Origin of the sequence: Nocardioides alkalitolerans (genome assembly GCA_038184435.1) — a bacterium.
Taxonomy (GTDB): Bacteria; Actinomycetota; Actinomycetes; order Propionibacteriales; family Nocardioidaceae; genus Nocardioides; species Nocardioides alkalitolerans_A.
This window is the reverse complement of record CP116227.1, coordinates 2,232,946-2,259,195: the sequence shown is the minus strand read 5'-3', so window position 1 is coordinate 2,259,195 and position 26,250 is coordinate 2,232,946. Positions and strand designations below refer to the sequence as shown.

The window sequence follows — 26,250 nt, the reverse complement described above, 5'->3', positions numbered from 1 at the left end:
TGGACCGCAGGAGACCGAGAAACAGTTGTTACAGCCGCGAAACCCGAGGAACGGTGGGTGAAACGATCGATCACTAACTTCCGGTGCACCCGAGCAACGCACGTGGAAGGAAACCCATGTCCCTCTCCTCACGCCTGCAGCAGCTGCGCGACGCCCGTCGTCCGCTGCTCGCCGCCGCGTCCGCCCTCGTCCTGGCCGGCAGCCTCGCCGCCTGCGGAGGCGACGACTCCGACGCCTCGGGCGCGGACGGCTTCGGCGAGATCAGCGTGCAGTACTCCTGGATCAAGAACGAGGAGTTCGCGGGCGAGTTCTACGCCTACGAGAACGGCTACTACGACGAGGCCGGCTTCGACGAGGTGAACGGGATCTCGGGCCCCGACACCGGCGTCGCCAAGCTGCTGAGCGGCACCGTGCAGGTCGCGCTCAGCGACTCCGCCTCGGTCGGCGCGGCGGTCGCGGAGCAGGACGCCCCGCTGAAGATCATCGGCGCGACGTTCCAGAAAAACCCGTTCACCATCCTCTCCCTGGCTGACGGCGGCGACATCGCGACGCCGCAGGACCTCGTCGGCAAGAAGATCGGCGTGCAGGACTCCAACGCCAGCGTCTTCCGCGCGCTCCTCGCGGCCAACGGCCTCTCCGAGGACGACGTCGAGATCGTGCCGGTCGACTTCGACCCGACGCCCCTCATGAACGGCGACGTCGACGGCTTCATGGCCTACCTGACCAACGAGTCGCTCACCGTCGAGCTGGCGGGCTACGAGGTCACCAACCTGCCGTACGCCGAGAACGGCGTGCCCTTCGTCGCCGAGACCTTCACGGTCACCGACCAGTACCTCGCCGAGAACCGGGAGCTGCTCAAGCAGTTCCTCATCGCCGAGATCAAGGGCTGGAGCGACGTCTTCTCGGAGTCGACGGACGACACGGTCGACCTGGTCATGGAGTACTACAACGCGGCCGCCTCGGAGAACGCGGAGGGCCTCGAGTCGGTCTTCGGCGCGCTCGACCCGGAGAAGACCGCGCTCGCCCTCGAGGCGACGAAGGAGCTGATCTCGACCGAGGAGACCGAGGAGAACGGCCTGTTCACCATCTCCGACGAGCTCCAGGAGCAGACCGCGGAGTCGCTCGGCGCCGCGGGCTGGGACGTCGAGACGGACCAGATCTTCGACACCTCGATCATCGACGAGATCTACGCCGAGAACCCCGACCTGATCGACTACCAGCCCTGATCATGACCGCTCCCACCACCACCGCCACGAGCGAGGGGGCCGGTGCCCGCAGCGGCACCGGCCTCCGGATCACCGGGCTCAGCAAGACCTTCAAGGGCTCGCGCGGCAAGACCGTGCAGGCCCTGCAGGACACGGACCTCCACACCGACCAGGGCTCGTTCCTCGCGCTCCTGGGCCCGTCCGGGTGTGGCAAGTCCACGATCCTGCGGATCCTCGCGGACCTCGAGACGCCGACGACCGGCCAGGCCCTCGTGGACGGCAAGACCCCGCGGGAGCTGCGGCGTGACTCCGAGCTCGGGATCGCGTTCCAGGACCACGCGCTGCTCCCGTGGCGCAGCGTCGAGAAGAACATCCGGCTGCCGTTCGAGGTGGCCGGGAAGCCCGTCGACACGGCGTACGTCGACGAGCTCATCGACCTCGTCGGCCTGCGGGGCTTCGAGAAGGCCAAGCCCGCGCAGCTCTCCGGGGGCATGCGCCAGCGCGTCTCGATCGCCCGCGCCCTGGTGCTCAAGCCGTCGGTGCTGCTGCTCGACGAGCCCTTCGGCGCGCTCGACGACATGACCCGGCAGAACCTCAACCTCGAGCTGCTCCGCATCTGGACGGAGAAGCCCGCCACCACGCTGCTCGTCACGCACGGCATCGCGGAGGCGATCTTCCTGTCCGACCAGGTGGCCGTCATGTCGGCCCGCCCGGGACGCGTGAAGGAGATCATCGAGGTCGACCTGCCGCGGCCCCGCACGCCCGAGATGATGCGGACGCCCGAGTTCCACGCGCTCGTGGACCGTGCCTCCGAGATCCTCTTCGGCGACGCGGGACCGGCCGGCGGGGGGCACTGACGTGGTGGGCGAGCGCCGGGTGCCCGGCTGGCTCGCCGGGATCATCGGGACCGTCGTGCTCGTGGGCGGCTGGTGGCTGCTCTCCGTCACGGCGTTCACGCCCGCCGAGGGCACGGACTTCACGCCCGTCCCGTCGCCGTTCGCGGTGGTGCGGACGCTCCTGGAGGACGGGTTCGCGTCGTACTGGACCTTCTTCAGCGTCACCCTCACCGAGGCCGCGTGGGGGTTCCTGTGGGGCAACGCGCTGGCGCTGCTCCTGGCCTCGACGGTGCTCGTGCTGCCGCAGCTGGAGACGGTGGTGACGCAGGTCGCGGTCGTGAGCTACTGCCTGCCGCTCGTCGCGGTCGGCGGCATCGCGATCGTCGTGCTCGGCGGCGCCGACCAGCCCGGCGACCCGTCGTCGACGGCGATCTTCCTCGCCGCCCTCAGCGTCTTCTTCACCACCGTCGTGGGCGCGCTGCTCGGCTTCAAGGCGGCCGACAAGGCGTCGCTGGACGTCGTCAGCGTGTACGGCGGGGGTCGGTTCACGCAGCTCCGCAAGGTGCGGCTCGTGGCCGCGCTGCCCGCGATCCTCAACGCGCTCCAGATCGCCGTACCGACGTCGTTCCTCGGCGCGGTGCTGGGGGAGTACATGGGCGCCACGGACCGCAGCGTCGGCATCACGCTCATCCGCCTGCAGGGCAACCTCGACGCCGAGCGGGTCTGGGCGGTGTTCCTGCTGTGCGCGCTGGTGGCGATGCTCGGGTACGCGGCCCTCGGCCTCGTCGCCCGCCTCCTGACCCCCTGGATCTCCGGGCGGGCCTCGTGAACGCCGTCGCCCGGGCCGCCGGGCGGGGACTCCTCAACGCGGTGCTCACGCTCGTCGTCGTGCTCGCGCTGTGGCAGGCGGTGGTGTCGTGGGGCGGGATCTCGCCCTACGTCGCCAAGGGACCGGTCGACGTCTGGAACCACCTCTTCGTCACCGACCCCGACGCCTTCACGACGGCGGCGGAGCGGCGCGACGCGCTCGTGCCGCTGCTGTGGTCGACGCTCAAGGACGCGAGCATCGGGTTCGTCGTCGGCATGCTGATTGCCGTCGCGCTCGCCATGGCGTTCACGCTGTCGAAGACCGTCGAGGCGGGCGTCATGCCCCTCGCGCTCCTGCTGCGCAGCATCCCGCTCGTGTCGATCGCGCCCGTCATCATGCTGCTCACCGGGCGCGGCACCACCGCGTCGGTAGCGGTCATCGGCACGATCGTGGTGCTGTTCCCGGCGCTCGCGTCGGTGCTGTTCGGGCTCAGCCAGGCCAACCGGCAGAGCCTCGACCTGGTGCGGGTGTACGGCGGGGGCAACCTGGCCGCGCTCCGCAAGGTCGCCGTGCCGGGTGCCCTGCCGTCGCTGTTCGCGGCCGCCCGGGTCTCGGTGCCCGGCGCGGTCACCGGGGCGCTGCTCGCCGAGTGGCTCTCCACCGGCACGGGCATCGGCGGCAACATCGTGAAGTTCAACGCCGGCGCGCAGTTCGACAACCTGTGGGCCTGCGTCGCGATGGTGACGCTGGTGACCTTGGTGCTCTACAACCTCGTGCAGCTGGTCGAGAACATCGTGCTCGCCGAGATGGGGATGAGCCAGCGGTCGTAGGGGGCTGGTCGTGGGGGCTGGTCGTGGGGGCCCGGTCGTGGGGGTCGGGCCCCCTCGGAGAAGGAAAACGCGGACTGGTCAGGGCGACACGCCGAGGGGCGCGCCCGACCGGTCCGCGTTTTCCTTTGCCAGCCGTTTTCCTTTCCCGCGGGACGGCCGCCCCTCAGTACGCCGCGCGGTCGTCCTTCGCGAGCCACGCGTCGAACGGCGCGGTCGCATCGGTCGGGCGCACCTGCACGACGGGCGTGGCCCAGTCGGCGCGGGGCGTCGCCATCAGGTCGTAGAACGCCCGGTCGTCGAAGCCCCCGCGGGCGGCGTCGTCGCGGTCCGCGGCGTACACGACGCGGTCGACGCGCGCCCACAGGGAGGCGGCGGCGCACATCGGGCAGGGCTCGCACGAGCTGTAGAGCACGCAGCCGGCGAGGGTGAACGTCCCCAGCTCGCGGCACGCCGCGCGGATGGCCTGGACCTCCGCGTGGGCGGTCGGGTCGAGGGCGGGCGTCACCCGGTTCTGGCCGGTCGAGACCAGCTCTCCGTCACGCACGACGACGGCGCCGAACGGCCCGCCGCCCTCGTGCACGTTGGCGACCGCCAGCTCGACGGCGCGGGCCAGCCAGGTGGACTCGGTGCTCATTGCTCTCCTCGGGGGGACGTGCGGGGGGACGTGCGGGCCAGCCGCCACACGCGGTCGCGGCTCAGGGGGATCTCGTGGGGCCGCACGCCGAGGGCGTCGCGCACGGCGTTGGCCAGGGCGGGGGCGACGGGGTTGTAGGGCGCTTCGCTCATCGACTTCGCGCCGGCCGGGCCGAGCGGGTCGACGGTCGCGGCGAACAGCACCGTCGTGGGCGGCACGTCGGCCATGGTCGGCACGCGGTAGTCGCGGAACGCCGCCGTCGTCGGCACGCCGTCGACGAGCACGACCTCCTCCTGCAGCGCGCTGCCGAGGCCCTGGGCCGCCCCGCCCTCGACCTGGCCGCGGAGCTGCTCGGGGTTGAGCACGACCGCCGCGTCGACGCCCTGCACGGAGGTCAGCACGCGGATCTCACCGGTCCGTGGGTCGACCGCGATGCGGAAGCCGTGCACGTTGAAGGCGACGGAGCGCGGGGAGCCGTCGCACGAGCCGTGCGCGACCAGCGGCCGCTCCAGCCGGGCTGGGTCCCCTCCCGCCGCGTCCAGCAGGGCCCGCAGGGACGTCGCGGCGCGGGCCACCGCCGTACCGGCCACGACCGACCCGGTCGACCCGTAGGCCCCGGTGTCGAAGCCGGCCGTCGCGGTGTCGCCGGTGCGCAGGCGCACCTGGTGGGCCGGTACGCCGAGGGTGGAGGCCACCAGCTGCGTGTGGACCGTCGCGGTGCCGTTGCCGAACTCGGCCGTGCCCACGTCGAGCGTGACGACCCCGTCGGGGGTGAGCGTGAGGGTGGCGTTGCTGTGGTGCCCGCGCGGCGGGACGGTCGCGATCATCGCGGCCGCCACGCCCTCGCCGACCAGCCACGGCGTGCCGTCGGGCCGGACCGGCACCCGGGCGGCGTCGGCGGCCGCGGTCGCGGCGAGGTGCCCCTCGACGAGGTCGAGGCACTGGGCGAACCCGTCGCCCGTGTGCTCGAGGTCGGTGTCGGGCGGGCCGTTGACGACGAACGCGTCGCCGGGCACCACCGCGTTGCGCCGCCGGATCTCGAACGGGCTGATCCCGACCTCGCGGGCCAGCTCGTCGAGCGCCGACTCGATGCCGAGCACGACCTGGCCGAGCCCGTAGCCGCGGAACGCGCCCGAGGGGAGGTTGTTGGTGTAGACCGCCTCGGCGTCCACCCGCTTGTTGGCGCAGCGGTAGAGCGCCACCGACTCGTGGCAGCCGTGGAACAGCACGCCGGGGCCGTGGTTGCCGTAGGCGCCGGTGTCGGAGAGCACGTCGACCGCCATCGCCGTCAGCACCCCGTCGGCGTCGGCGCCCAGCTCGACCGTGACCCGCATCGGGTGCCGGCACGGCACCATCGTGAACTGCTGGGAACGGGTGAGCTCGAGCTGCACGGGCCGGGGGTCGCCCTCGGCGGCGGCGCGCAGCGCGGCGACGGCCGCGAGGTCCTCGACGAGCAGCTCCTGCTTGCCGCCGAACCCGCCGCCCACGCGGGCGGCGACGACCCGCACGGTCGCCGGGTCGCGGTCGAGCAGCCGCGCCAGCTCGTCGCGCACGAGGAACGGCACCTGCGTGGACGTCCGCACGACGAGGGTCCCGTCGGGCTCGACCCACGCCCGCGCCCCGTGGGTCTCCAGGGCGGCGTGGTTCACCCGCGCCGTGCGCCAGGTGCCCCGCGTCCGGTGGACGGCCGCGGCCAGCCCGGCCGCCACGTCCCCCACCTCGCCGTGGGTCTGCGCCACCACGTTGCGCGCCGGGTCGCTGATCCGCGCGACCACCGCGTCCTTGTCGCCGTGCAGCAGCGGGGCACCGGGCGCGCGGGCGGCCTCGGGGTCGTGGACGGCGGGGAGCGCGTCGTACGCCACGACCACGAGCCGCGCCGCCTCCTCCGCGGCCTGCGGCGTCTCGGCGACGACGGCGGCCACGCGCTGGCCGACGAAGCGCACGACGTCGTCGAGGATCCGGGTGTCGTCGGGGTCGTCGAGACGGCTCTGGTGGCGGCCGGTGGAGAAGAGGGTGGCCGGTACGTCGCGGTGCGTCAGCACGAAGCGGACCCCGGGCACGGCCTCGGCGGCGCGGGTGTCGACCGTGATCCGTGCGTGGGGCGCGGTGCTCTGCACGAGCGCGACGTGGAGCACGTCGGTGCCGGGCAGGTCGAGCGTGAAGGGCTCGCGACCGGTCACGACGCGGGGCGCCGCCGGGGCCGCCATGGACGAGCCGATCGCCCCGGTCGCACCGCAGGCGGGGGAGACGTTGGTGCGGCCCGCCAGGGCGTCGCGGATCGACCGGTAGCCCGTGCAGCGGCACAGGTTGCCCTTGAACCGTCGGGCCAGGGCATCCCCGTCCTCGGCCGCGTCCTCGGCCACCGTCCCGTCCGGGCCGGCGAGCGCGGCCGCGGTCACGACGTACCCCGCCGTGCAGAACCCGCACTGGAACCCCGCCGCCGCGGCGAAGCGCTGCTGCACGGGGTGCGGCTCCTCGGGCGTGCCGAGACCGGCGGCGGTCGTGACGGAGCGGCCGTCGGCGCGGTGCACCGGCACGAGGCAGGAGTGCAGCGGGGTGCCGTCCACGAGCACGCTGCAGGCGCCGCAGTCGCCCGCGTCGCAGCCCTTGCGCACGTCGAGGTGGCCCGTGTCGCGCAGGAACGTGCGCAGGCACTGGCCCGGGTGCGCGGTCGACGGGTCGACGGGGGCGCCGTTGACCTCGATCACGCGGCCGCCTCCCCGGCTCCGGCGTGCAGCTCGTCGAGCACCTCGCGGGCGAGCACGCCGGTCACGTGGGCGCGCCAGTCGGGGGCGCCGTGGGGGTCGTCGTACCACCGCTCCTCCGCGATCCCCGCCACCGCCGCGGCGAGCTCGGCGGTGGTCGGCAGGCCCGCGAAGCGCAGCACCACGGGGCGGTCGGTCGCGGCGGTCACGCCGATCGTGCACGCACCCGACGGGACGTCGAGGCGCCCGATCACGACGGCGGCCGAGCGGCCGACGGGGGTGAGGGAGAGGGTGCGGACGGCGTACGTCGCGGTCAGCGCCGCCGCGTCCACGTCGAGGCCGCGGAGCAGCTCGTCGTCGCGCCGGTCGGTGCGGCCGGGGCCGGTGACGAGGTCGGCGACCGGTACGACGCGGGCACCGCCGTCGGCCGTCAGCAGCGTCGCCCGCGCGTCGAGCGCGACCGTCAGCGACGTCATCGCGCCCGCCGGCAGGCCGAGGCAGATGTTGCCGCCGATGGTCGCGACCTCCTGCACCTTGAAGGACATGAGGAACGCGTCGGCGCACCGCCGGGCCAGGGCCGCCACGCTCGCGCGGCGGGGATCCGTCGACCAGGGTGCGGTGGCGGCGAGGAGGCCGGCGACGGTGCAGGTCGCGCCGATCGCGAGCCCCGGGCCGCGGGGTCCGTCGGGGCCGTGGGGGCCGTCGGGGCCGGGGACCGGCTCCACGGCCGACCAGCCCAGGCCGGTGAGGTCGACGAGGCCGCGCAGGTGGGGCTGCGGCGTCGAGTAGAGCCACGACCCGCCCGCCAGCCACGCCTCCCCGGGCTGCAGCCACACCTCGTCGAGGGTGCGGGGGACGCGGACTCCCCGGAGCTCGGCGAGGTCCATCACTCCACCTCCGCCAGACGCTGGTAGGTCGCCGAGATGCTGGTGACGCGCTCCCGTCCGGCGGCACCACGGCGGGCGAGCACCCCGTCGGCGAGCACGGCGACGAGGCTCATCGCGGCGGCGTAGGAGTCGAAGGAGAGGTCGGTCGCGACCGGGCACTCCACCCAGATGCCCGACCGGCCGATCCGGCCGAGGTGCTCCGCGGCGCTCGGGTCGCCGACCAGCACGACCCGGGCGCCCGTGCGGGCGGCCTCGGTGAGGAAGGCCCCGAAGCCCGACGGGCGGCGTCGGAACCCGACGACCACGACGACGTCGCCGGCCTCGATCTCGGCCAGCTCCTCGCCCACCACCTGGCCGGGGGCCGGCGCGAGCCGGACGTGGGGCCGGGCCTGCACGAGCTGCTGGCGCAGGTGGAGCGCGACGACGTGGCTGTTGCGCCAGCCCACGACGTGCACGTGGGCGGCGTCCGCGAGCGCAGCGACGGCGTCGGCGATCGCCGGCCGGGACAGGGCCGCGGCGATCGCCGCGGCCTCCGCCCGCGCGTGGACCGGCAGGCTCGCGGGGCCGTCGGTGGCGCGCGGCTCGCCGACCGCACGGATCGCGCGGAGGTGCTCGCGCACCTCGTCGAAGTCGCTGTAGCCGAGGCGGCGGAACAGCCGGCTCATCGTCGCCTTGGAGACCCCGGCCAGGTCGGCGAGCTCGGCCGCCCGGTAGGTCGCGAGGTCGTCGAGGTGCTCGAGCAGGGTGTCGGCCGCCCGCCGCTCCTGGGGCGACAAGGCGCCGCGGTGGGTCGCGATCCGCTCGTCGATGCGCACGGCGCTCACACCCCCAGCCCGACCGCGGGCGAGGGGACGGCGGTGGTCGCTCCCGCGTCGTACGCACGGACGGCGGAGCGCACCGCCTCGGTGAAGGCGACGAGCCCGGCGGCGACGTCGACCTCGCGGACGTCCTCGCCCGGGTGGTGGCTGATGCCGTCGAAGCAGCGGAGGAAGAGCATCCCGATGTCCGTGACGCGGGCGACCGCCATGGCGTCGTGCCCGGCGCGGCTCCACAGCGCCATGGGGTCGGCGTCACCGGTGCTCGCGATGCCGTCGCGCACCGCCTGCTGCAGCCAGCCCGCGCACGGCGCGGCCGGCGCCACGTGGGTCTCGATCGCCTCGAAGCGGAGCCCGCGGGCGGCGCAGGTGGCGGCGATGTCGTCGGCCATCACGTCCCAGGCCGCGTCGCGGGCGCTGTCGAGCGGCGCCCGGAGGTCGAGGCTGAGGTCGGCGCGGCCGGCGATGACGTTGACCGCGCCCGGGCTCGCCTCGATGCGGCCGACGGTCGCGATCACGCCGCGCTCGCGGGCGATCCGCTCGATCGCGGTGATGGCGAGGCTGGCGCCGACGAGGGCGTCCTTGCGGCGCTCGTACGGCGTGCCGCCCGCGTGCCGGGCCTCCCCGTGCACGGTGAGGCGGAAGCGGCGGGCGCCGGCGATCGTGGTGACGTAACCCAGCGACGCGTCCGCCGCCTCGAGGTAGGGGCCCTGCTCGATGTGGGCCTCGAGGTAGCCGACCAGCGACGCCGGGTCGCGGGCCGCCTCGTGGTGACGGCGCGGGTCGAGGCCGAAGTCGAGGTAGGCCTGGTGGAGCGTGACGCCGTCACGGTCGCGGAGGTCCCAGAACGTGTCGTCCCACTGGCCCGAGAACGCCTTGCTGCCGAGCAGCGCCGTGCCGAAGCGGGTGCCCTCCTCGTCGGAGAACGCCACGACCTCGAGCGCGCACGGCCAGGTCGCCACCTCGGCGGCGAGGCTGCGCGCCACGTCGATCGCCATGACGACACCGAGCATCCCGTCGTAGCTGCCTGCGTCGGGCACCGTGTCGAGGTGGGAGCCGAGCACGAGGGCGGGCAGCCCCGGGGTGCGGCCCTCGAGGCGGCCGCACTGGTTGCCGGCGGCGTCCTGCCAGGTGTGCATCCCCGCCTCCGTGAGCCACGCGGCCACGCGCCGGTTGGCCAGTGCGTGCTCGGGGGTCAGGTGGGTCCGCTCGAGCCCCGTGGTCGAGGCCGAGAACAGGTCGAGCTCGCTGCAGCGCGCCAGCACCTCGGCGGCGCTCACGCGGCGGCGCCCGCGGTACCGGCGTCGGCGTAGGACTCCAGCGCCGCGCCGACCCCGCCGCCCGCGACGACCGGCGCCCCGGCGCGGCGGAGCACCTGCTCGAGCGCGGCCAGGGTGAGGAGCACGGCGTCGCGGCGGGCGTTGTGGCCCATGGTGCCGATGCGCCAGACCTTGCCGTGAAGGGGACCGAACGAGGTGCCGATCTCGATCCCGAAGTCGGTCAGCATCGCCCCGCGCACGTCGTCGGCGACGACGCCGTCGGGCACGTGGACCGCCACGACGTTGTGCATCTTGTGGGCCACGTCGCCGAACACGGCGAGACCCAGCCCGCGCACGCCGGCGAGCATCGCGGCACCGTGCACGCGGTGGCGCTCGATCGCGGCGTCGACCCCCTTGGACAGGAGGATGCGGGCGCACTCGCGGGCCGCGTACAGCATGCTCGTCGCCTCCGTGTGGTGGTTGAGGCGGCGCGGTCCCCAGTAGTCCATGACCTGGGCGAGGTCGAGGTAGTTCGACGCGATCCGCACCCCGCGCTCCCGCGCGACGTCGGCCTCCTCGCGGATGCCCGCCTCGACGTGCCGGCGCCCGTCGATCACGGCGACCGCGCGCTCGCCGATCGTGATCGGGGCGCTGCCGGAGGGGCCGCCCAGGCACTTCTGCAGCCCGGCGCTGGCGACGTCGATGCCCCACGCGTCGGTCTCGAACGCGTTCCCGCCGAGGGAGGCGGTGGCGTCGCAGTAGAGCAGCGCGTCGTGGCGGCGGCAGATCTCGCCGAGGTCGGCGAGCGGCTGGCACATCGTCGTCGACGTGTCGCCCTGGACGACGGCGACGACCTTGGGGCGTACGGCGCGGACCGCCGCCTCCAGCTCCTCGGGCTCGAAGACCCCGCCCCACGGGCGCTCGACGGTGTGGACCTCCGCGCCGCAGCGCTCGGCGATCTCGACGAGCAGGTGGCCGAAGCGGCCGAAGACGGGCACGAGCACGCGGTCGCCCGGCTCGAGGAGGCTGACGAGGGCCGCCTCGATCCCGGCGCGCGAGGTGCCGTCGACGAGCAACGTGTGCTCGTTGGTCGTGCGGAACACGTCGCGGTAGAGCGCCATGACCTCGGTCATGTAGCCGGTCATCGCGGGGTCGTACTGCCCCACCAGCGGCGCCGCCATCGCTCGCAGCACCCGCGGGTCGGCGTCGATGGGGCCCGGCCCCATGAGCAGGCGCGGCGGCGGGTTGACCTGCTCGGTGAGGACAGGGGGACCGGACGACGGTGTCATGGGGCCGACCGTAAGAAACGGCCGTTTCGGGTGTGTTTCGGTGGTGGGGCAGTGTGTTTCGGGCCAGGCTGGCGCCATGGGTGCGTGGGGCGAGGGGCTGTTCGAGAACGACGGCGCGGCGGACGTCGCGGGCGAGGCGGCGGAGGTCCGGGTAGCGGAGGTCGACCGGGTCCTGCGTGAGGCGATGGTGCTCCGGCACGACGAAGAGGTCGCCGATCCGGCCGCTGCCGTCGCCTTGGTGCTGCTCGCGGTGGACCCGAGCGGCATCGAGCAGCACACCTACGTCTCGGGGTGGCCCCGGCGCGACTGGGTGCCGTCGGCGCGGCTCGTCGCGGACGCGCGGGACCTCGGGGAGCGCCTGCTCGCGGAGGTGGACGAGGAGGACGAGGACGCGCAGCTCATGCCGCAGGGCCGCGCGGACCTGCGGGCGTTGCTCGACCGCACCCGCGACGTACCGGTGCCCCGGGCTCCGTCCGCGCCCGCTGCGCCTGCTGCGCCGGGGTCGCGGCGGCGCCGCTGGCCCTTCGGGCGGTCGCGATGAGTCGTGGCCCCAGCGGGCCGCTTTTCGTGGCGCTGGGGCCACGACAGGGGATGGCGGTGAGGCCGGACTCCGCCCGGGTCCGGAACTGTGCGGATGGGGCGGGCCGGAGACGGCCTGGGGCGCACCAACGTCCCATTTCCGAGTGCCGGGCCGGAACATCGCGACCCGAAGCACCGTTGTCCCCTCCGTGACCGGAGTCGTGATCCTCATCGTCGCCGTCGTGCTCGCGCTCGGCTTCGGCGCCTGGCGCGCTCGTGTCGACGGGCGCTTCGCCGCGCGCCGTACGCCGCGGGTGACCGCCGGCCCGACCGACGCCACGACGACCGGGCCCACCGAGGCAACCGAGCCGACCGGGCCCACCGCCTGGGACGCCGTCGTCGCCGCGGGCCTCGTCGAGACGCCGGGGGAGCGCGCGACGCTGCTGCAGTTCTCGTCCGCGTTCTGCGCACCGTGCCGGGCCACGCGCCGGGTGCTGGGCGAGGTGGCCGAGGTCGTGCCGGGCGTGGCGCACGTCGAGGTCGACGCGGAGCACCACCTGGAGCTGACGCGCACCCTGGGGATCCTCCGCACCCCGACGACGCTGGTGCTCGACGCCGCGGGCCGCGAGGTCACGCGCGCGGCGGGCGCGCCCACGAAGCAGCAGGTGCTCGCGGGGCTCGACGCGGCGGTCTGACGGGGTCCGGACGACGGTGTCCACGTCGAGCCGATCGAGTCCGGTAGGTCGATCGGGTCCGTAGAGTTCCCGCTCGTGGCCGACCTCCTCACGCTCTCCGCCCTCGCCGTCCTGGTCGTCAGCTTCGGCGTGGGGATCGTGGTCGGGCTGACGGGCATGGGCGGCGGCGCCCTCATGACCCCGGCGCTCATCTTCCTGGGCATCCCGCCGACGGCGGCGGTCGCCAACGACCTCGTCGCTGCGGCGGTCAACAAGTCGGTCGGCGCCGCGGTGCACTGGCGGCACGGCGCCCCCAACATGCGGCTCGCCGGACTGCTGGTGCTGAGCTCGGTGCCGTTCGCGTTGGCCGGCGGGTTCATCGTGCACCGCATCGGAGGGGCCGACGCGGAGGAGCTCGTGGCCACCGCCATCGGTGCGGCGCTCCTGCTCACGGCGGCGACCTACACGCTGCGGGTGTTCCTCCAGCTCCGCCTGGTGCGCGACGGCAACGAGGCGCCCGACGAGACGGTCCGCCTGCGGCCGCTGCCCACCGTGCTGGTGGGGGCGTTCGGCGGCCTGCTCGTGGGCATCACCTCGGTCGGCTCTGGCTCGGTCATCATGGTCGCCCTGCTGCTGCTCTACCCGACGTTGACGGCCGTGCGGCTCGTCGGCACCGACCTCGTGCAGGCCGTGCCGCTCGTGATGGCCGCCGCGATCGGCCACGTCGTCGTCGCGGGCGTCGACTGGGAGATCCTGCTCCCGCTCGTCCTCGGCGGCACGCCAGGCACCTTCCTCGGCGCGCGCATGGCGGCCTGGGTGTCGCAGTCGGTGATCCGCCGCGGCATCGTCATCGTGCTGTCGCTGACCGGCCTCAAGCTCCTCGGGGTGCCGCCCGAGGCGGTCGGCATGATCGGTGCCGCCCTGCTGCTCCTCGGCCCGCTGGCCTGGGGCTGGGTGCGGCAGCGCGCCGGGCTGCCGGCCTTCGACGAGCAACGCACCGCCTGGCAGCACGAGGCGACCGAGCCGGGTCACTCCCGCCCGAGCTGACGCCCCCACGTGTGGTCGGGGCGCGCGGCGTCCACCAGGTCGCCGCGCACGAGCGTGTGGGTCACGGCCCCGTCGAGCCGCAGCCCGTCGTACGCCGAGATGGGGTTGCGGTGCGCCAGCTCCGCCGCGTCGACCCGGAGGTCGACGCTCGGGTCGTAGATCGCCAGGTCCGCGTCCGCGCCCACCGCGATCCGCCCCTTGCGCGTGAACCCCACGAGGTCGGCGGTGGCGCGGGCCATCCACCGCACGACGATCTCCAGCGCGATCCCGCGGCGCCGCGCCTCGGTGGCCATCGCGGCAAACCCGACCTGCAGCCCCGCGATCCCGCCCCACGCCTGCTGGAGGTCGCCGTCGCCGCGGCCCTTCTCCTCGGCGGTCGCGGGGGAGTGGTCGGACACGACGCAGTCGATGATCCCCGCCTGGAGCGCGGTCCACAGCTCGTCGCGGTTGCCGGCGTCGCGGATGGGCGGGCAGCACTTGAACTGCGGCGCCGCGTGCGGGATGTCCTCGGCCGCGAACACCAGGTAGTGGGGACACGTCTCCACCGTCACCGGCAGGCCCTCGGCGCGCGCGTCGGCGATCATCCCGATCGCGTGGGCGCTGGAGAGGTGCAGCACGTGCACCCGCGCCCCGGTCTCGCGCGCGCCGTCGAGCACCTGCCGGATGGCGGCGGTCTCCGCCTCGTGGGGTCGGGAGCGGACGAAGTCGGGGTAGGACCCGCCCGGTCGCTGGGGCGCGGCCGCCAGCACGGCGGGATCCTCGGCGTGCACGATCATGAGCCCGTCGAAGCGCGCCACCTCGCGCAGCGCCGCGCGGAACTCCGCGCCGTCGAGCGGCGGGAACTCGTCCACCCCGCTCGGCGACAGGAAGCACTTGAACCCGAGCACGCCGGCCTCCCATAGCGGCGCGAGGTCGGCGAGGTTGCCCGGGACGGCGCCGCCCCAGAACCCGACGTCGACCATGAGCTGCCCGTGGGCCGCGGCCTGCTTGAGGCGCAGGTGCTCGACGGTCGTGGTCGGCGGGATCGCGTTGAGCGGCATGTCGACGAGGGTGGTCACCCCGCCGAGCGCCGCGGCCCGCGTCGCCGAGGAGAACCCCTCCCACTCGGTGCGCCCCGGCTCGTTGACGTGGACGTGGGTGTCGACGACCCCGGGGACGACGTACGCCGCGTCCGGAGCCTCGAGGACCACCCCGGCCACCTCGTGGTCGTGGTCCGCGACCTCCGCCACCCGGCCGTCGCGAACCACGACGGTGGCGGCCCGGAACGAGTCGCCCACGAGGACCCGACGGCCGCGCACGGCGTCGACGCGCACCGCGGCCGCCTCAGGCGAACGCGGGCACGGTGGCCCACGCCTGCGGGACCTCGGGCTGCCCCTCGCGGGTGATCGTGGCCTGGATGAGCCCGTACGGCCGGTCCGCGGCGAAGAAGACCTCCCCGGGGTTGTCGAGCCCGAAGGGGGCGAGGTCGACGAGGAAGTGGTGCTTGTTGGGGCACGACAGCCGGATCTCGGCGATCGCCGGGTGCTCCTCGAGCACGCGCCGTCCCATCGCGAACAGGGTCTGCTGGAGCGCCAGCGAGTGCACCTCGGCGAAGGTGGACAGCAGGGCGGCGCGCACCGCGTCGTACAGGCGGTCGAAGTCGAGCTCCTCGAGCTCCGCCTGCGTCTCGGGCGCGTAGCGCCACCACGCCGTCACCGACGTCGCCATGATGCGGTCGTCGGTCTCGGCGAGGGTCGTGTAGCGGTCGCGGGGGAAGCCGGAGAACTCCGAGCCCGTCGACTTCAGCACGGTGCAGCCGCTGAGCCCGGAGACGACCCAGGTCGCGTCGCCGTCCTTCTGCACGACGGTCGTGCGCACCTCGTCGCCGCGACGCACGAAGGAGTGGTCGTGCTCGCCGTCGCCCGTGACGATGCGGTCCCAGGCGTGGGCCTGGGCCTCCCAGCGCCCGCCGGTGACCCACGCGAAGCCCTCGACGAAGTGGCTGCCGAGCGTCATGAGGAAGGTCTCCGGGGTGGCGATCCCGTGCTCCCGGGCGAACGCGTAGACGGTGTTCTTCTGGGTGTCGGTGGCCACCACCCGGCTGTTGTCGCCGTCGGTGTGGCAGGCGGTGAAGTCGCCCCGCAGCTGGGCGGTGACGGTGAGGTCCGTGATGCGGTGCACCGGGGTGTCGCGGTCGATGCGCACGAGGCGGCACTCGGCCTTCCCGTACTGGTTCGCCCCGAGCACGATGTCGCCGTCGGCCATGTCAGCTCCCCTGGTAAGTGGTGTACGCGTACGGGCTGAGCAGCAGCGCCACGTGCACGTGGGTGCCGTGGAGCGCGACCGTGAGGTCCACGTGGGGGAAGAAGGTGTCGCGCCCGGCGGCGGCGTACCAGTCACCCGTCGCGAACGACACGACGTACGTCGCGGGGTCCAGCTGCGCCGTGCCGCCGGCCGCGACGAGCGGGGCGTCCCACCGGATGCGGCCGTCGTCGTCGGTGGTGGCGGTGGCCAGCGTCGTGCCCGCGGGGGTGGAGAGCGTGACCTCCAGGCCGGCGGCCGGTACGCCGCGGGCGGCGTCGAGGACGTGGGTCGAACAGGTGGTCACGTGGTGCTCCCCTCGAGCAGGCCCTCCAGGCGCAGCAGCGCGATCTGCGTCAGCTGGTCGTGCACCTCGGCGCGTTCGGCGTCGGGGTCGTTCGTCAGGCGCCGGTCGAGCTCGGCGAGTATCTCGGGCCGGCTGCGGCCCGCCGCGCGGATGAGGAAGACGCGGCCGAAGCGGTCCTCGTACGCCGCGTTCCCGGCCGCGATCGCCCGCTCGAGGTCCGCGGGGTCGGAGGCGTCAGAGGCGTCGGTGCCGTCGGTGCCGCTCCGGATGGCCCCCTGCTCCCGGCGGCTCAGCGCGGCTTCGGGGCCGTCGCCCGTCGGCCGCTCCCCGATCCGCGGGTGGTGGGCGAGGGCGCCCTCGACGTCGGCGTCGGTCCAGCGTGCGGCCTCCGTCGCGGCCAGCGCGAGCAGGGCCTGCGCGTCCGGGTAGGGCCGCCCGGCCACCAGTGCGTCCAGCCACCACCCGACGTCGGCCGCCGGGGCCAGCGTCGCGCGCGCCGTCGCCGCGTCGAGCGCGTTGAGCTCGTCGATCCGCACCTGTGTCGTCCTCCTGTCGGCGCCCCACGGCCTCTTCGGGTGGGGTGCGCCAGGCGCGACAGTAGGGAGCCCGTGTTTCACGGACCGGTCGCTGCGTTTCGCCGCTGTAACGACCGTTTCGACCGTCAGCCGGGTCGGGGGATCGTGCGGGCGAGCGCCAGCAGGTCGCGGTCGCGGCCGGGGGCGGCGACGAGGCACACACCGCAGGGCAGCCCGTCGGCGGTGCGCAACGGCACGTTGAGGGCGGGCAGCCCACCGATCCCCGCGATCGACGTGAGGCCGAGCATGGTCTCCCGCAGCGACTGGTCGGCGCCGCCCGGCAGGGGCGCGACGGTGGGGGTCGTCGGCAGCAGGACGATGCGGTCGGCGACCCGGTGGCGGATCTCCAGCCGCACGCGGGTGAGGCTCTCCGCGGCCGCGGTGACCGCGGCCGGGTCGAGCCGGGCGGCGGCCTCGAAGCGGCCGCGGACCGCGGGCGTCAGGGTGTGGAGCCGCGACGCCACCCAGGTGGCGTGCTGCTTCCAGGCCTCCGCCGACTGCACGAGGGTGAACGTGGTGCGCCACGCGTCGAGGTCGTGGGCGTCGAAGGGTGCGCGCACGACGTTGCCCCAGCCGCGCACGAACTCCTCGATGGCGGCCCGCACGTCCGGGGCCGCCAGGGCGAGGAGGTCGGTGGCGAGCACGACGTCGCTGGTGGCGGGGGGCGGCGCCGGCGGCAGGAGCACGTCGCCGACCCGGGCCAGGAGGTCGGCGTCGCGGGTCACCCAGCCGACGGTGTCGAACGTCGGGGCCAGGGCGAGGAGGCCGTCGCGGGCCACGGCGTTGCGGGAGGTGCGGATGCCCCACAGCCCCTGCCACGCCGACGGCACGCGGATGGACCCGCCCGTGTCGGTCCCGAGCCCGATGCTGGTGTGGCCCAGGCTCGTCGCCGTCGCCGAGCCCGACGTCGAGCCGCCGGGCAGCCGGCGGGGCGCGTGGACGTTGGGCGGCGTCCCGTAGTGGTCGTTGTCGCCGAACAGGCTCCACGCGAACTCGTCGGTGCGGGCGATGCCGGTGACGTCCGCGCCGGCGTCGAGGAGCCTCTGCACGGCGCGGGCGGAGCGGGTCTCGACGGGGGCGGCGGCGAGGTAGGCCGGGCTGCCGGCCCCGACCTTCTGGCCCGCGACCGCGAAGAGGTCCTTGACCGCGACCGTCTCGCGCGCGAGTGGCCCGTCCTCGGCGCCCGTCAGCAGCGGGTCGCCGACGACGCGCCACACGCGGGTGTCGATCGCGGGCGGGGAGACCGACACGTGCGCCGCGGTGACGACCCAGCCGTCGGGCCGCCGCTGCCAGAGCTGGGTCTGCGCGCCGCGGCCGCCGCGGACGAGCTCGGTGGTGGCCACGACGAGCGCGTTGGCGGCGTCGACGACCTGCACCTGGATGTCGACGACCGTACGGCGCGGGGCGCCACCCCGTCCGCCCCGGAAGGCGCTGATCTGGTCGTGGCCCACGAGGGTGCCCGCCGCGTCCGTGCGGAGCGTCGCCGGGCCGGGTGCGAAGAGCCGGTCGAGCGCCGCGAGGTCGTCGGACATCAGGGCGGCCTCGTAGTCCCAGAAGGCGTCCATCAGGCCGTCGGGCAGCGGGTCGGGCGTGCCGTCGGTCATGCGCGCATCATGGCGTGCCGGGCCGGTTCCGTGCGGCACCTTCGCCGAGGTGCGCGAAGTCGGCGGTGCGGATCCGGGCGTGGACCCCCTTGACGACGTCGACGACCTGGGAGATGTCGAAGTCGGTGGCCGCCGACAGGTAGGCGTAGGCCTGGGCCGGCTCCATCCCGTAGCGCGCGCCGAGCAGGCCGATCGCTGCCCGCACGCAGTTCTGCACGGCCACGTCGAGGTCCTCGTCGAGGCCGGTCGGCACGAGGTGCTCGCGGGTCTCGGCGAGCGGGCTGGCGAGCTCGCCGAACCGTGCGACGGCCTCCTCGCGGGGCACCACGTCGAGCCGCACCGTCGCGCGCAGGCTGGCCTCCATCGCGGTGAGCGCCACCTCGCCGTCGCCCTGCGCGAAGTGGGGGTCGCCGACGTGGACCAGGGCGTCGGCGACCTGCACCGGGAGGTAGAGCGTCGCGCCCTCCGTCAGCAGGTTGATGTCGAGGTTGCCGCCGTGGGCCCCCGGCGGTACCGAGTGGGGCCGCACGTCGTCGTCCACGGCGACCCCGATGATGCCGAGGAACGGCGCGAGCGGGAACCGTGCCCGTGGGGCCCCGGGCGCGTCGTACCCGGCCCGCGTCAGCGGGATCTCCCCGTACGACGCGATCCGTCCCGTCGCGGGGTCCGGGTGCTCGGCGAGCGCCGCGAAGGCGGAGACGACGGGCAGGCCGCCGAGGGGGTACTCGCCGGGCAGCGCGCCGCGGGCGTGCCGGTTGGAGACGACGCCGTAGGGCACGCGGGGGAGCGTCTCGACGATGGTGACGGCGAGGAGGTCGCCCGGTTCGGCGCCGGTGACCGCGATCGGACCGGTGACGACGTGGGGTCCGTCCGGGCCCGGCGTGTGCGCGCGGTCGCTCGCCGCGAGGGCGACCGCGTCGGCGAGCACCTGCTCGCCGTCGACCCCGTACGACGCGAAGAACGCCCGCGGGTCCCGCCCCTGGTCCGCGAGCACGCCCTCGTGGCTGAGCGTGTCGACGGTGACCTCGGTGCCGGGGTCGACACGGAGGACGGGGGCGTCGGTGCGGCACGGGAGCCGTCCCCAGAGGAGGTGGTCGGGCGTGGAGGGGAGGTACGTCGCCGCCCGCACCGGCCCCACCCCCGCGTCGAGGGGCGCGTCGGGGAAGCGGAACCGGGATGCCATGCCGCGGAGCGTAGGAAACCTGTGTTTCGACGGGATTGCGCGTCGAGCTGGGTTGTTCGGCGCGGCGTGGGCGCCGAGTTGGGTTGTTCGGCGCGGCGTGGGCGTCGAGTTGGGTCGTACGGCGCGCTCGATGTCGGTGCGTCGTGGGAGCGTGGTCCCTCACGACCGAACGGGGGAACGGGATGAACGAGGTGCAGGGCCCACATCAGCAGGGCGGGGAGCGCGGGGCGACACCGGCGGGGTGGTACGCCGCGGAGCCCGGCCAGGAGCGCTGGTGGGACGGGGCGTCCTGGACGGGCCACGTGCGGCCGGCGCCGGTCGCTGGTCCCGCCGGTCCGGCCGGTCCGGGTGGGGGCATCGCCTGGAAGGTCGTCGGTCCGGTGATCGGCGTCGTGGTGGTGCTCGTCGTCGCGCTCGTGGTGACGCTCGCCCTGACGCTGGGTGGCGACGACGCCTCCGACGCGCCGGACGACGCGACGACGGAGGAGTTCTGCGACGCGGTGGAGGAGATGTACGGCGTCCTCTTCGTCTTCGCCCTCCAGGAGTCGGACGCGCCGTGGGAGACCGGCCGCGCCGTCGAGGTGCTCACGGAGACGGGGACGCCGGAGGACATCCCGGCGGACGCCCGGGCCGGGTTCGAGCAGCTCGTCGAGGCGCTCGAGCGGGTGGACGGCATGACCACGGCGGAGATCGAGGAGCTCGACGAGTTCGACACCGACGACGGGGGCGACTCCCCGGAGGCCCAGGCGTTCGAGGACTACGCCGACGAGACCTGCGGGGACACGTTCGGCTGACCCTGTGGACGGGCCGCCAGAACTGTCGGTGGGCTCCGGTTGAGTAGTCGCATGACGGGGGTCGGCTCTTTCGGTGACGCCGGCGGCGGGGAGCCGCCGGTGCCGGACTGGTTGGAGCACGCGTTCGCGACGGGAGAGTGGCCGGCGGAGGCGGACAACTCCTACTCCACCGTCTTCGTCCCTCCGGGCCGGTACGACGAGGTGCCGCCCCCGGCCGCCGTGCAGCCCGCGGGGTGGGGCGTGCCCGGTGTCCCGACGGATGCCGGTGGCGACGTCGAGCATCCCGTGGTGGCGGCGATCGGCGGGGCCTCAGGGGCACTGACGTTTGGCGGCCTGGACTGGATGAGCGCCGCGGACGCCAGTGCCGGTCTGGTGGCGGTGCAGCGGCTGGCGGCGCGGGCCTCGGCGTTGGCGGCGGTGTTGCTGGCACGGGCCGAGGAGCTGGAGGTCCACCGGCAGAACGGTGCCTCGACGGCGGCGGTGTGGTGGGCGAACGCGACGGCGCTGACCCGGCGTGATGCGCATCGGTTCGCGCGGATCGGCGACGCCGTGCGCGACCGGTGTGCGACGCACCTGGCGCCAGCATGTGAGGCGGGGGCGGTGAACGTCGAGCAGGCCGACGTCATCGTGTCGGCGCTCGACGAGCTGCCCGGGGACCTGCCGGTCGAGCTGCGGCTCGAGGCGGAGGAGACGCTGGTCGGGTTCGCGGCCGATCACGACGCCCGCGCCCTGCGAGCGATCGGGAAGAAGATCCTCACCGTCGTCGCGCCCGAGGTGGGCGAGGCGCACGAGGCCAACGTGCTGGAGAAGGAGGAGCGGGAGGCTCGCACTGCATCGCGTCTGACGATGGTCTCGGACGGCCGTGGTCGTGTGCACGGACGGTTCACGTTGCCCGAGCTCCACGGGGCGATGCTGCGCAAGGCGCTCGACGCCTACGCGGCGCCGCAGCACCTCAACAGCTCGGACGATCCCGACCAGCGGTTCCGCAGGGAGCGTCCGACACCGGCGCGGTACGGACGGGCGTTCCAGCAGCTGCTCGAGATGCTCGATCAGAAGGACCTCCCGAGCGCCGGCGGCACCGGAGCCACCGTGGTGGTGACGATGACGCTGGAGTCGCTGCTTGGTGGGTTGGCGACGGCGTCGCTCGACACGGGCGCCACCATCAGCGCGTCCGGGGCGCGACGGCTGGCGTGCGAGGCCGGCCTGATCCCGGCGGTCCTCGGCTCGACGTCCGAGGTCCTCGACCTGGGTCGCACGGCTCGCTTCCACACCAGGGCGATGCGCACCGCGATGGCGATCAGGGATGGCGGCTGCGTCGCCGAGGGCTGCGACCGGCCGCCGCACCAGACACAAGCCCACCACCTCACGCAGTGGTCGGCCGGCGGTCACACCAACGTGGACGACGGCTGCCTGCTCTGCGACCAGCACCACCGGCAGGTGCACGATCCGCTCTACCTCGTCGAGCGCCTGGGCACGGGCAAGCTGGGGTTCATCCGTCGGGAGTGACCCAACGGAAGCTCCGACCCACCCGCTGGACCAGGATCTCCCGGACTACACGCGGCCGCGCAGTCTCATCGACAGCCAGTAGAGGCCGGAAGCCACGCACAGTCCGAAGAACACGACGACGAAGACCCCGGCCACGCGGGGCCAGCCCGACTGGGCGGCCACGATGGCGATGCCCATGTAGACGAACACGGAGCTGCCGATGACCCCGAAGAGGAGTGCCGGGACAGGGGGAGGCGTGACGGGCTTCCGTTGACGGACCACAGGGTCTCCCTCGCTGCGTCGTGCGAACGTCTGGTGGTCGTCCACCGTAGCCGCGGCCCGCGAGCGCAGGTCCTCGGACGATCCGACCCACCCGATGCGTCGGATCCTCCGCCGAGGCGGTGGCGCCTACGCGACCTCCACCACCACCGGCGCGTGGTCGGACGCGCCCTTGCCGTGGCCGTCGGCGCCGCCGCGCTCCTCGCGGTCGATGAACGCGCCGGTCACGCGCGCGGCCAACGGCGGGCTCGCGAGCACGTGGTCGATCCGCATGCCGCGGTTCCGCTCGTAGCGCTGCCGGTAGTAGTCCCAGTACGTGTAGCCCGCCTCGGGCTCCGGCACGTGCGGGCGCACCACGTCGACGTACCCGTCCTCCACGAACCCCTCGAACGCCGCCCGCTCGGGCGGGGTGACGTGCGTCGAGGTGGCGAACTGCTTGATGTCGAAGACGTCGGTGTCGAGCGGGGCGATGTTCCAGTCGCCGACGAGGGCGGTGGGCTCGTCGACCCACGCGGTCGCGGCGGCGCGGAGCCGGGCGAGCCAGTCGAGCTTGTAGACGTAGTGCGGGTCGCCGATCTTGCGCCCGTTGGGCACGTAGAGCGACCACACGCGCACCCCGCCGCAGACGGCGCCGATCGCGCGCGCCTCGGCGACGGGCGGCTCGCCGAACTCCGGCATGGCGTCGAAGCCGACCGCCACGTCCTCGATGCCGACACGGCTGATGATCGCGACGCCGTTCCACTGGCTGATGCCGGCGGCAGCGACGTCGTACCCCCGCGCCTGCAGCCCCATCAGCGGCAGCTGCTCGACCTTCGCCTTCGTCTCCTGGAGGGCGAGGACGTCGACGTCGTGGCGCTCGAGGAACGCCTCGACGCGGTCGATGCGGGAGCGGAGGGAGTTGACGTTCCAGGTCGCGATGCGCACCCGCCCGAGGCTATAGCGCTCCCTCAGTGCGCCCGGAACGGCGTCAGCAGCCCGGGCGTCGCCGCGTGGGCGAGGCGCAGGGCCTCGGGGAGCGGTACGTCGCGGAGCTCGACCGACTCGGGCCCCGCGGCCGTCGTCGCGACGAGGGTCGCGAGGCCGAGGCGTCGCTGGAAGAACGACTGCCGCACGACCCACCCGATGACGCCCTCGGTCTCGAGCACGGTGCGCACGCGGTCGTAGCCGCCCGACCCCATCACCACGTGCCACGGCGTCCCGTCGGGACGGTGGGTCAGCGCGTGGCCGAGGTGGCGGTACGACTGCTCGGCGCCCACGGCCCCGAACCCGCCCAGGAGCACCACCACGAGCGCCGGCGGCCACCACGGCCCGTCGAACCCGAGCGTCAGGCCGACGGCGACCAGCGTCAGCAGCACCGGCAGCCGCTGCCACCGCACGTGGGCACGTCGCCGTGCGGCGCCCCCGTGCGGCGCGAGCGCGACCTGCAACGGCGCGGTCTCCCGGGCGCCGAGCACCTCGTGGCCGACGCTCACGGCGACGGGGGACGGACAGGGCGGTACGACGGTGGTGGTGCCCTCCTCGACGCCGGTCGCCAACGTGGCCAGCTCGCCGCCGCCGGCGACCCGCATGAGGGCCTGCTCGGTGAGCCGTACGCCGCGGACCCGCCGCTCCTCGACGGTGGTGGAGCGGGTGGTGAGGAGTCCGGCCCGCAGCTGGATCGAGGTCTCCTCGGGTCGTCCCGCGGGGCGGAGCCGCACCAGATGGAAGCCCGACCACGTCAGCACGTAGCCCACCAGCGCGATCACGAGCCACAGCACGGCCGCGATGCCGAGGGCGACCAGCACCACGAGGACGAGCACCTGGCTCGTGAGCCACGCGTAGGCCGACTGCGCGTGGTCGACGTCCGCGAACGGCAGGTCGTCGACGAACTGCGACGCACCGGCGCACGCACCGAGCACGATCGCCATCTGCGCGACGTTGAGCGGCGCGAACCGCAGCCACGACCACGACAGCGCCGCCAGCTGCTCCTCGTCGCCCGCCGGGGCCGGACCCGGCGCCTCGGGCCCCCCGGGTACGACGTCGGGCCCGACCCCCGCCGTACCCGGTCGCGCCCCCGTCGTCCCCGGCCCTGCGCGGTCGAGCAGCTCCCGCTGCAGGCGCTGGGCCTCGGCGACGTCGACGGCCTCGAGGGTGATCCGCTCGTCGTCGACGCCCGTCCCGATCTCGACCTTCGTCACGCCGAGCACGCGGTGGAGGAGCGAGGCGGTCAGGTCGACGCTGCGGACGCGGTCGAGCGGCGCGGTCAGCCGCTTGCGGTGGAGCCAGCCGGTGCGGAGCTCGAGCTGGGCGGGGGTGCGGCGGTAGGACGTCGTCAGCCAGGGGAGGGCACCGAAGACGGCGGCCGCGACGAGCGAGACGGGGATGAGGAGGAGCGTCCAGACGCCCGCCTGCGTGCCGATGCCGATGAGGCTGAAGACGATGGGGACGGCGAAGCCGCGGAGCACCTGCAGCGGGCTGATGACGAGCAGGCGACGGTCCAGCCGCTGCCACTCCTCGACCGCGGAGGGGTCGCTCACGTCGCGTCGTCCTGACTGGCGCCGGTGATGGCGGTGAGGTCGGCGACGAGGTGCTGCGCCGTACCGACGTCGAGGCACTCGACGGTGATCGGTCCGGCGGCGGACGCGGTCGTCACGGTGAGGGAGCGCAGGCGGAAGGCGCGCTGCAGGGGGCCCTGCGAGGAGTCGACGGTCTGCACGCGGGAGAGGGGCGCGATGCGCTCGTCGATGGTCAACCACCCGCTGCGGGTGTGGATGGCGTCGTCGGTGACCTCCCAGCGGTGCACGCGGTAGCGGAACGACGGCATGATCGCCGTCCACCCCAGGAGGAGGACCACGACGAGGCCGGCGGGGGCGAGGTACCACCAGGGGCGGTCCGACCACACCAGCGCCACCACCACGAGCGGAACCGTCACGACGGCTGCCGTGATGCCGGCGCCCACGCGCCAGTAGGTCACCGCCCGCGGCGAGACCTGGTGGGCCGGCTCGCGCAGCGCGACCGGCACGGGCTGGACGGACTCCCCTGACGTCATGCTCCGAGCCTCCCATGCCGGGAGGCGGGAGGGCGGGGCGCTCGCCTGTGACGGAGCAATGATGGGGCAGCCCCCGCCGCGCCGTAGAGTGCTTCCCCGTGGCTCTCACCATCGGCATCGTCGGACTCCCCAACGCAGGCAAGTCGACGCTCTTCAACGCGCTGACCAAGAACGACGTGCTCGCGGCGAACTACCCGTTCGCCACCATCGAGCCCAACGTCGGCGTCGTGGGCGTCCCCGACGAGCGGCTCGGCACCCTCGCCGAGATCTTCGGCAGCCAGAAGATCCTGCCGGCGACCGTGGAGTTCGTCGACATCGCCGGCATCGTCCGCGGCGCGAGCGAGGGCGAGGGCCTGGGCAACAAGTTCCTCGCCCACATCCGCGAGTCCTCGGCGATCTGCCAGGTCACCCGCGTGTTCCGCGACGAGGACGTCACCCACGTCGACGGCGAGGTCAACCCCGCCAACGACATCTCCACCATCCAGACCGAGCTGATCCTCGCCGACCTCGAGACGGTCGAGCGCGCCGTCGTGCGGCTCGAGAAGGAGTCGCGGAAGGTCAAGGACCTCGTCGCGAACCTCGAGGCCGCGAAGGCCGCGAAGGAGGCGCTCGAGTCGGGTACGCCGATCATCGCGACCGACATCGACCGCAGCCTCCTCCGGGAGCTGTCCCTGCTGACGGCCAAGCCGTTCCTCTACGTCTTCAACTGCGACGCGGACGAGCTCGCCGACGAGGACCTCAAGACCAAGATGCGCGACATCGTCGCCCCGGCCGAGGCCATCTTCCTCGACGCCAAGTTCGAGTCGGAGCTCATCGAGCTCGACGAGGAGGAGGCCGCCGAGTTCCTCGCCGAGGCCGGCGTCACCGAGCCCGGCCTCGAGGTGCTCGCCCGCGTCGGGTTCGACACCCTCGGGCTGCAGACCTACCTCACCGCCGGTCCCAAGGAGACCCGCGCCTGGACGATCCCCAAGGGCGCCACCGCGCCCGAGGCGGCCGGTGTCATCCACACCGACTTCCAGAAGGGCTTCATCAAGGCCGAGATCGTGTCGTTCGACGACCTCGTCGCCGCGGGCTCGATGGCGAAGGCCAAGGAGGCCGGCAAGGTGCGCATGGAGGGCAAGGACTACGTCATGGCCGACGGCGACGTGGTGGAGTTCCGCTTCAACGTGTGAACCGGCGCGTTTGCGCAGGTCAGTGGTCCGCCCGT

General features: G+C 74.1%; 26 protein-coding genes. 10 read left to right on the top strand and 16 right to left on the bottom strand.

The window, feature by feature from the left end; genetic code table 11:
• Nucleotides 1-116 precede the first annotated feature (116 nt).
• From PIR53_10845 to PIR53_10830, 4 genes are read left to right on the top strand one after another with little or no spacing between them, the layout of a single operon-like run.
• Nucleotides 117-1,226: an ABC transporter substrate-binding protein gene (locus PIR53_10845; protein ID WZH50525.1), complete on the top strand. Its 1,110-nt coding sequence runs from the start codon at nt 117-119 to the stop codon at nt 1,224-1,226.
• 2 nt (nt 1,227-1,228) lie between these two features.
• The gene (locus PIR53_10840) at nt 1,229-2,062 is read left to right on the top strand and encodes an ABC transporter ATP-binding protein (protein ID WZH50524.1); all 834 of its coding nucleotides are present in this window, start codon (nt 1,229-1,231) and stop codon (nt 2,060-2,062) included.
• A gap of 1 nt (nt 2,063) precedes the next feature.
• Nucleotides 2,064-2,870: an ABC transporter permease subunit gene (locus tag PIR53_10835; protein WZH50523.1), complete on the top strand. Its 807-nt coding sequence runs from the start codon at nt 2,064-2,066 to the stop codon at nt 2,868-2,870.
• Nucleotides 2,867-3,679 carry an ABC transporter permease subunit gene (locus PIR53_10830; GenBank protein ID WZH50522.1) on the top strand — a complete coding sequence of 271 codons (813 nt, stop codon included), beginning with the start codon at nt 2,867-2,869 and terminating at the stop codon, nt 3,677-3,679. Before PIR53_10835 ends, PIR53_10830 begins: the two co-directional genes overlap by 4 nt.
• Before the next feature lie 163 nt (nt 3,680-3,842).
• Here the strand turns inward: PIR53_10830 and PIR53_10825 are convergent, their stop codons facing one another.
• The 6 genes from PIR53_10825 to PIR53_10800 are packed head-to-tail and all read right to left on the bottom strand — an operon-like array spanning nt 3,843 to nt 11,268.
• On the bottom strand, nt 3,843-4,313 hold the full coding sequence (locus PIR53_10825; protein WZH50521.1) for a nucleoside deaminase: 471 nt from the start codon (nt 4,311-4,313) through the stop codon (nt 3,843-3,845).
• Complete coding sequence (locus PIR53_10820; protein ID WZH50520.1) at nt 4,310-7,021, bottom strand: molybdopterin-dependent oxidoreductase; 2,712 nt, start codon at nt 7,019-7,021, stop codon at nt 4,310-4,312. Before PIR53_10820 ends, PIR53_10825 begins: the two co-directional genes overlap by 4 nt.
• A complete protein-coding gene (locus tag PIR53_10815; protein WZH50519.1) occupies nt 7,018-7,905 on the bottom strand; it encodes an FAD binding domain-containing protein in 888 nt (295 codons plus the stop codon). The genes PIR53_10820 and PIR53_10815 overlap by 4 nt, the downstream gene beginning before the upstream one ends.
• A complete protein-coding gene (locus PIR53_10810; protein ID WZH50518.1) occupies nt 7,905-8,729 on the bottom strand; it encodes a MurR/RpiR family transcriptional regulator in 825 nt (274 codons plus the stop codon). Before PIR53_10810 ends, PIR53_10815 begins: the two co-directional genes overlap by 1 nt.
• On the bottom strand, nt 8,726-10,000 hold the full coding sequence (locus PIR53_10805) for an allantoate amidohydrolase (GenBank protein WZH50517.1): 1,275 nt from the start codon (nt 9,998-10,000) through the stop codon (nt 8,726-8,728). Before PIR53_10805 ends, PIR53_10810 begins: the two co-directional genes overlap by 4 nt.
• Entirely contained in the window at nt 9,997-11,268 is a 1,272-nt protein-coding gene (locus PIR53_10800) for an alanine--glyoxylate aminotransferase family protein (protein ID WZH50516.1), read from the bottom strand. The genes PIR53_10805 and PIR53_10800 overlap by 4 nt, the downstream gene beginning before the upstream one ends.
• Nucleotides 11,269-11,344: 76 nt before the next feature.
• Here PIR53_10800 and PIR53_10795 point away from each other — a divergent pair, with 76 nt between their 5' ends.
• The 3 genes from PIR53_10795 to PIR53_10785 all read left to right on the top strand — a co-directional run bounded on the left by PIR53_10795 (nt 11,345) and on the right by PIR53_10785 (nt 13,508).
• Nucleotides 11,345-11,809: a DUF4259 domain-containing protein gene (locus tag PIR53_10795; protein WZH50515.1), complete on the top strand. Its 465-nt coding sequence runs from the start codon at nt 11,345-11,347 to the stop codon at nt 11,807-11,809.
• A 187-nt stretch (nt 11,810-11,996) separates the two neighbouring features.
• On the top strand, nt 11,997-12,482 hold the full coding sequence (locus tag PIR53_10790) for a thioredoxin family protein (GenBank protein WZH50514.1): 486 nt from the start codon (nt 11,997-11,999) through the stop codon (nt 12,480-12,482).
• Between the two features lie 75 nt (nt 12,483-12,557).
• Entirely contained in the window at nt 12,558-13,508 is a 951-nt protein-coding gene (locus tag PIR53_10785; GenBank protein WZH50513.1) for a sulfite exporter TauE/SafE family protein, read from the top strand.
• Here PIR53_10785 and allB read toward each other — a convergent pair.
• From allB to PIR53_10755, 6 genes are all read right to left on the bottom strand, one after another.
• Complete coding sequence (allB, locus tag PIR53_10780) at nt 13,490-14,821, bottom strand: allantoinase AllB (GenBank protein WZH50512.1); 1,332 nt, start codon at nt 14,819-14,821, stop codon at nt 13,490-13,492. The genes PIR53_10785 and allB overlap by 19 nt on opposite strands.
• Before the next feature lie 10 nt (nt 14,822-14,831).
• Entirely contained in the window at nt 14,832-15,752 is a 921-nt protein-coding gene (pucL, locus tag PIR53_10775) for a urate oxidase (GenBank protein ID WZH50511.1), read from the bottom strand.
• A gap of 1 nt (nt 15,753) precedes the next feature.
• Nucleotides 15,754-16,095: a hydroxyisourate hydrolase gene (gene uraH, locus PIR53_10770; GenBank protein WZH50510.1), complete on the bottom strand. Its 342-nt coding sequence runs from the start codon at nt 16,093-16,095 to the stop codon at nt 15,754-15,756.
• Nucleotides 16,092-16,631, bottom strand: coding sequence for a 2-oxo-4-hydroxy-4-carboxy-5-ureidoimidazoline decarboxylase (uraD, locus tag PIR53_10765; GenBank protein ID WZH50509.1), 540 nt, complete (start codon nt 16,629-16,631; stop codon nt 16,092-16,094). The genes uraH and uraD overlap by 4 nt, the downstream gene beginning before the upstream one ends.
• Before the next feature lie 125 nt (nt 16,632-16,756).
• Complete coding sequence (locus tag PIR53_10760) at nt 16,757-18,274, bottom strand: DUF3225 domain-containing protein (protein ID WZH50508.1); 1,518 nt, start codon at nt 18,272-18,274, stop codon at nt 16,757-16,759.
• Nucleotides 18,275-18,281: 7 nt separating this feature from the next.
• Complete coding sequence (locus PIR53_10755) at nt 18,282-19,457, bottom strand: acetamidase/formamidase family protein (protein WZH50507.1); 1,176 nt, start codon at nt 19,455-19,457, stop codon at nt 18,282-18,284.
• Between the two features lie 191 nt (nt 19,458-19,648).
• Between PIR53_10755 and PIR53_10750 the strand changes: the two genes are divergently transcribed.
• Both PIR53_10750 and PIR53_10745 read left to right on the top strand, forming a co-directional pair.
• The gene (locus PIR53_10750) at nt 19,649-20,251 is read left to right on the top strand and encodes a DUF2510 domain-containing protein (protein ID WZH50506.1); all 603 of its coding nucleotides are present in this window, start codon (nt 19,649-19,651) and stop codon (nt 20,249-20,251) included.
• Nucleotides 20,252-20,302: 51 nt separating this feature from the next.
• Complete coding sequence (locus PIR53_10745; protein WZH50505.1) at nt 20,303-21,757, top strand: DUF222 domain-containing protein; 1,455 nt, start codon at nt 20,303-20,305, stop codon at nt 21,755-21,757.
• Nucleotides 21,758-21,802: 45 nt separating this feature from the next.
• Here the strand turns inward: PIR53_10745 and PIR53_10740 are convergent, their stop codons facing one another.
• From PIR53_10740 to PIR53_10725, 4 genes are all read right to left on the bottom strand, one after another.
• Complete coding sequence (locus tag PIR53_10740; protein WZH50504.1) at nt 21,803-22,018, bottom strand: hypothetical protein; 216 nt, start codon at nt 22,016-22,018, stop codon at nt 21,803-21,805.
• A gap of 126 nt (nt 22,019-22,144) precedes the next feature.
• Entirely contained in the window at nt 22,145-22,939 is a 795-nt protein-coding gene (locus PIR53_10735; protein ID WZH50503.1) for an exodeoxyribonuclease III, read from the bottom strand.
• Between the two features lie 23 nt (nt 22,940-22,962).
• Nucleotides 22,963-24,531, bottom strand: a complete 1,569-nt coding sequence (locus tag PIR53_10730) for a PH domain-containing protein (protein ID WZH50502.1) — start codon at nt 24,529-24,531, stop codon at nt 22,963-22,965.
• Complete coding sequence (locus tag PIR53_10725; GenBank protein WZH50501.1) at nt 24,528-25,043, bottom strand: PH domain-containing protein; 516 nt, start codon at nt 25,041-25,043, stop codon at nt 24,528-24,530. The genes PIR53_10730 and PIR53_10725 overlap by 4 nt, the downstream gene beginning before the upstream one ends.
• Before the next feature lie 98 nt (nt 25,044-25,141).
• Here PIR53_10725 and ychF point away from each other — a divergent pair, with 98 nt between their 5' ends.
• Complete coding sequence (gene ychF / locus PIR53_10720) at nt 25,142-26,215, top strand: redox-regulated ATPase YchF (GenBank protein ID WZH50500.1); 1,074 nt, start codon at nt 25,142-25,144, stop codon at nt 26,213-26,215.
• Nucleotides 26,216-26,250: the final 35 nt, after the last annotated feature.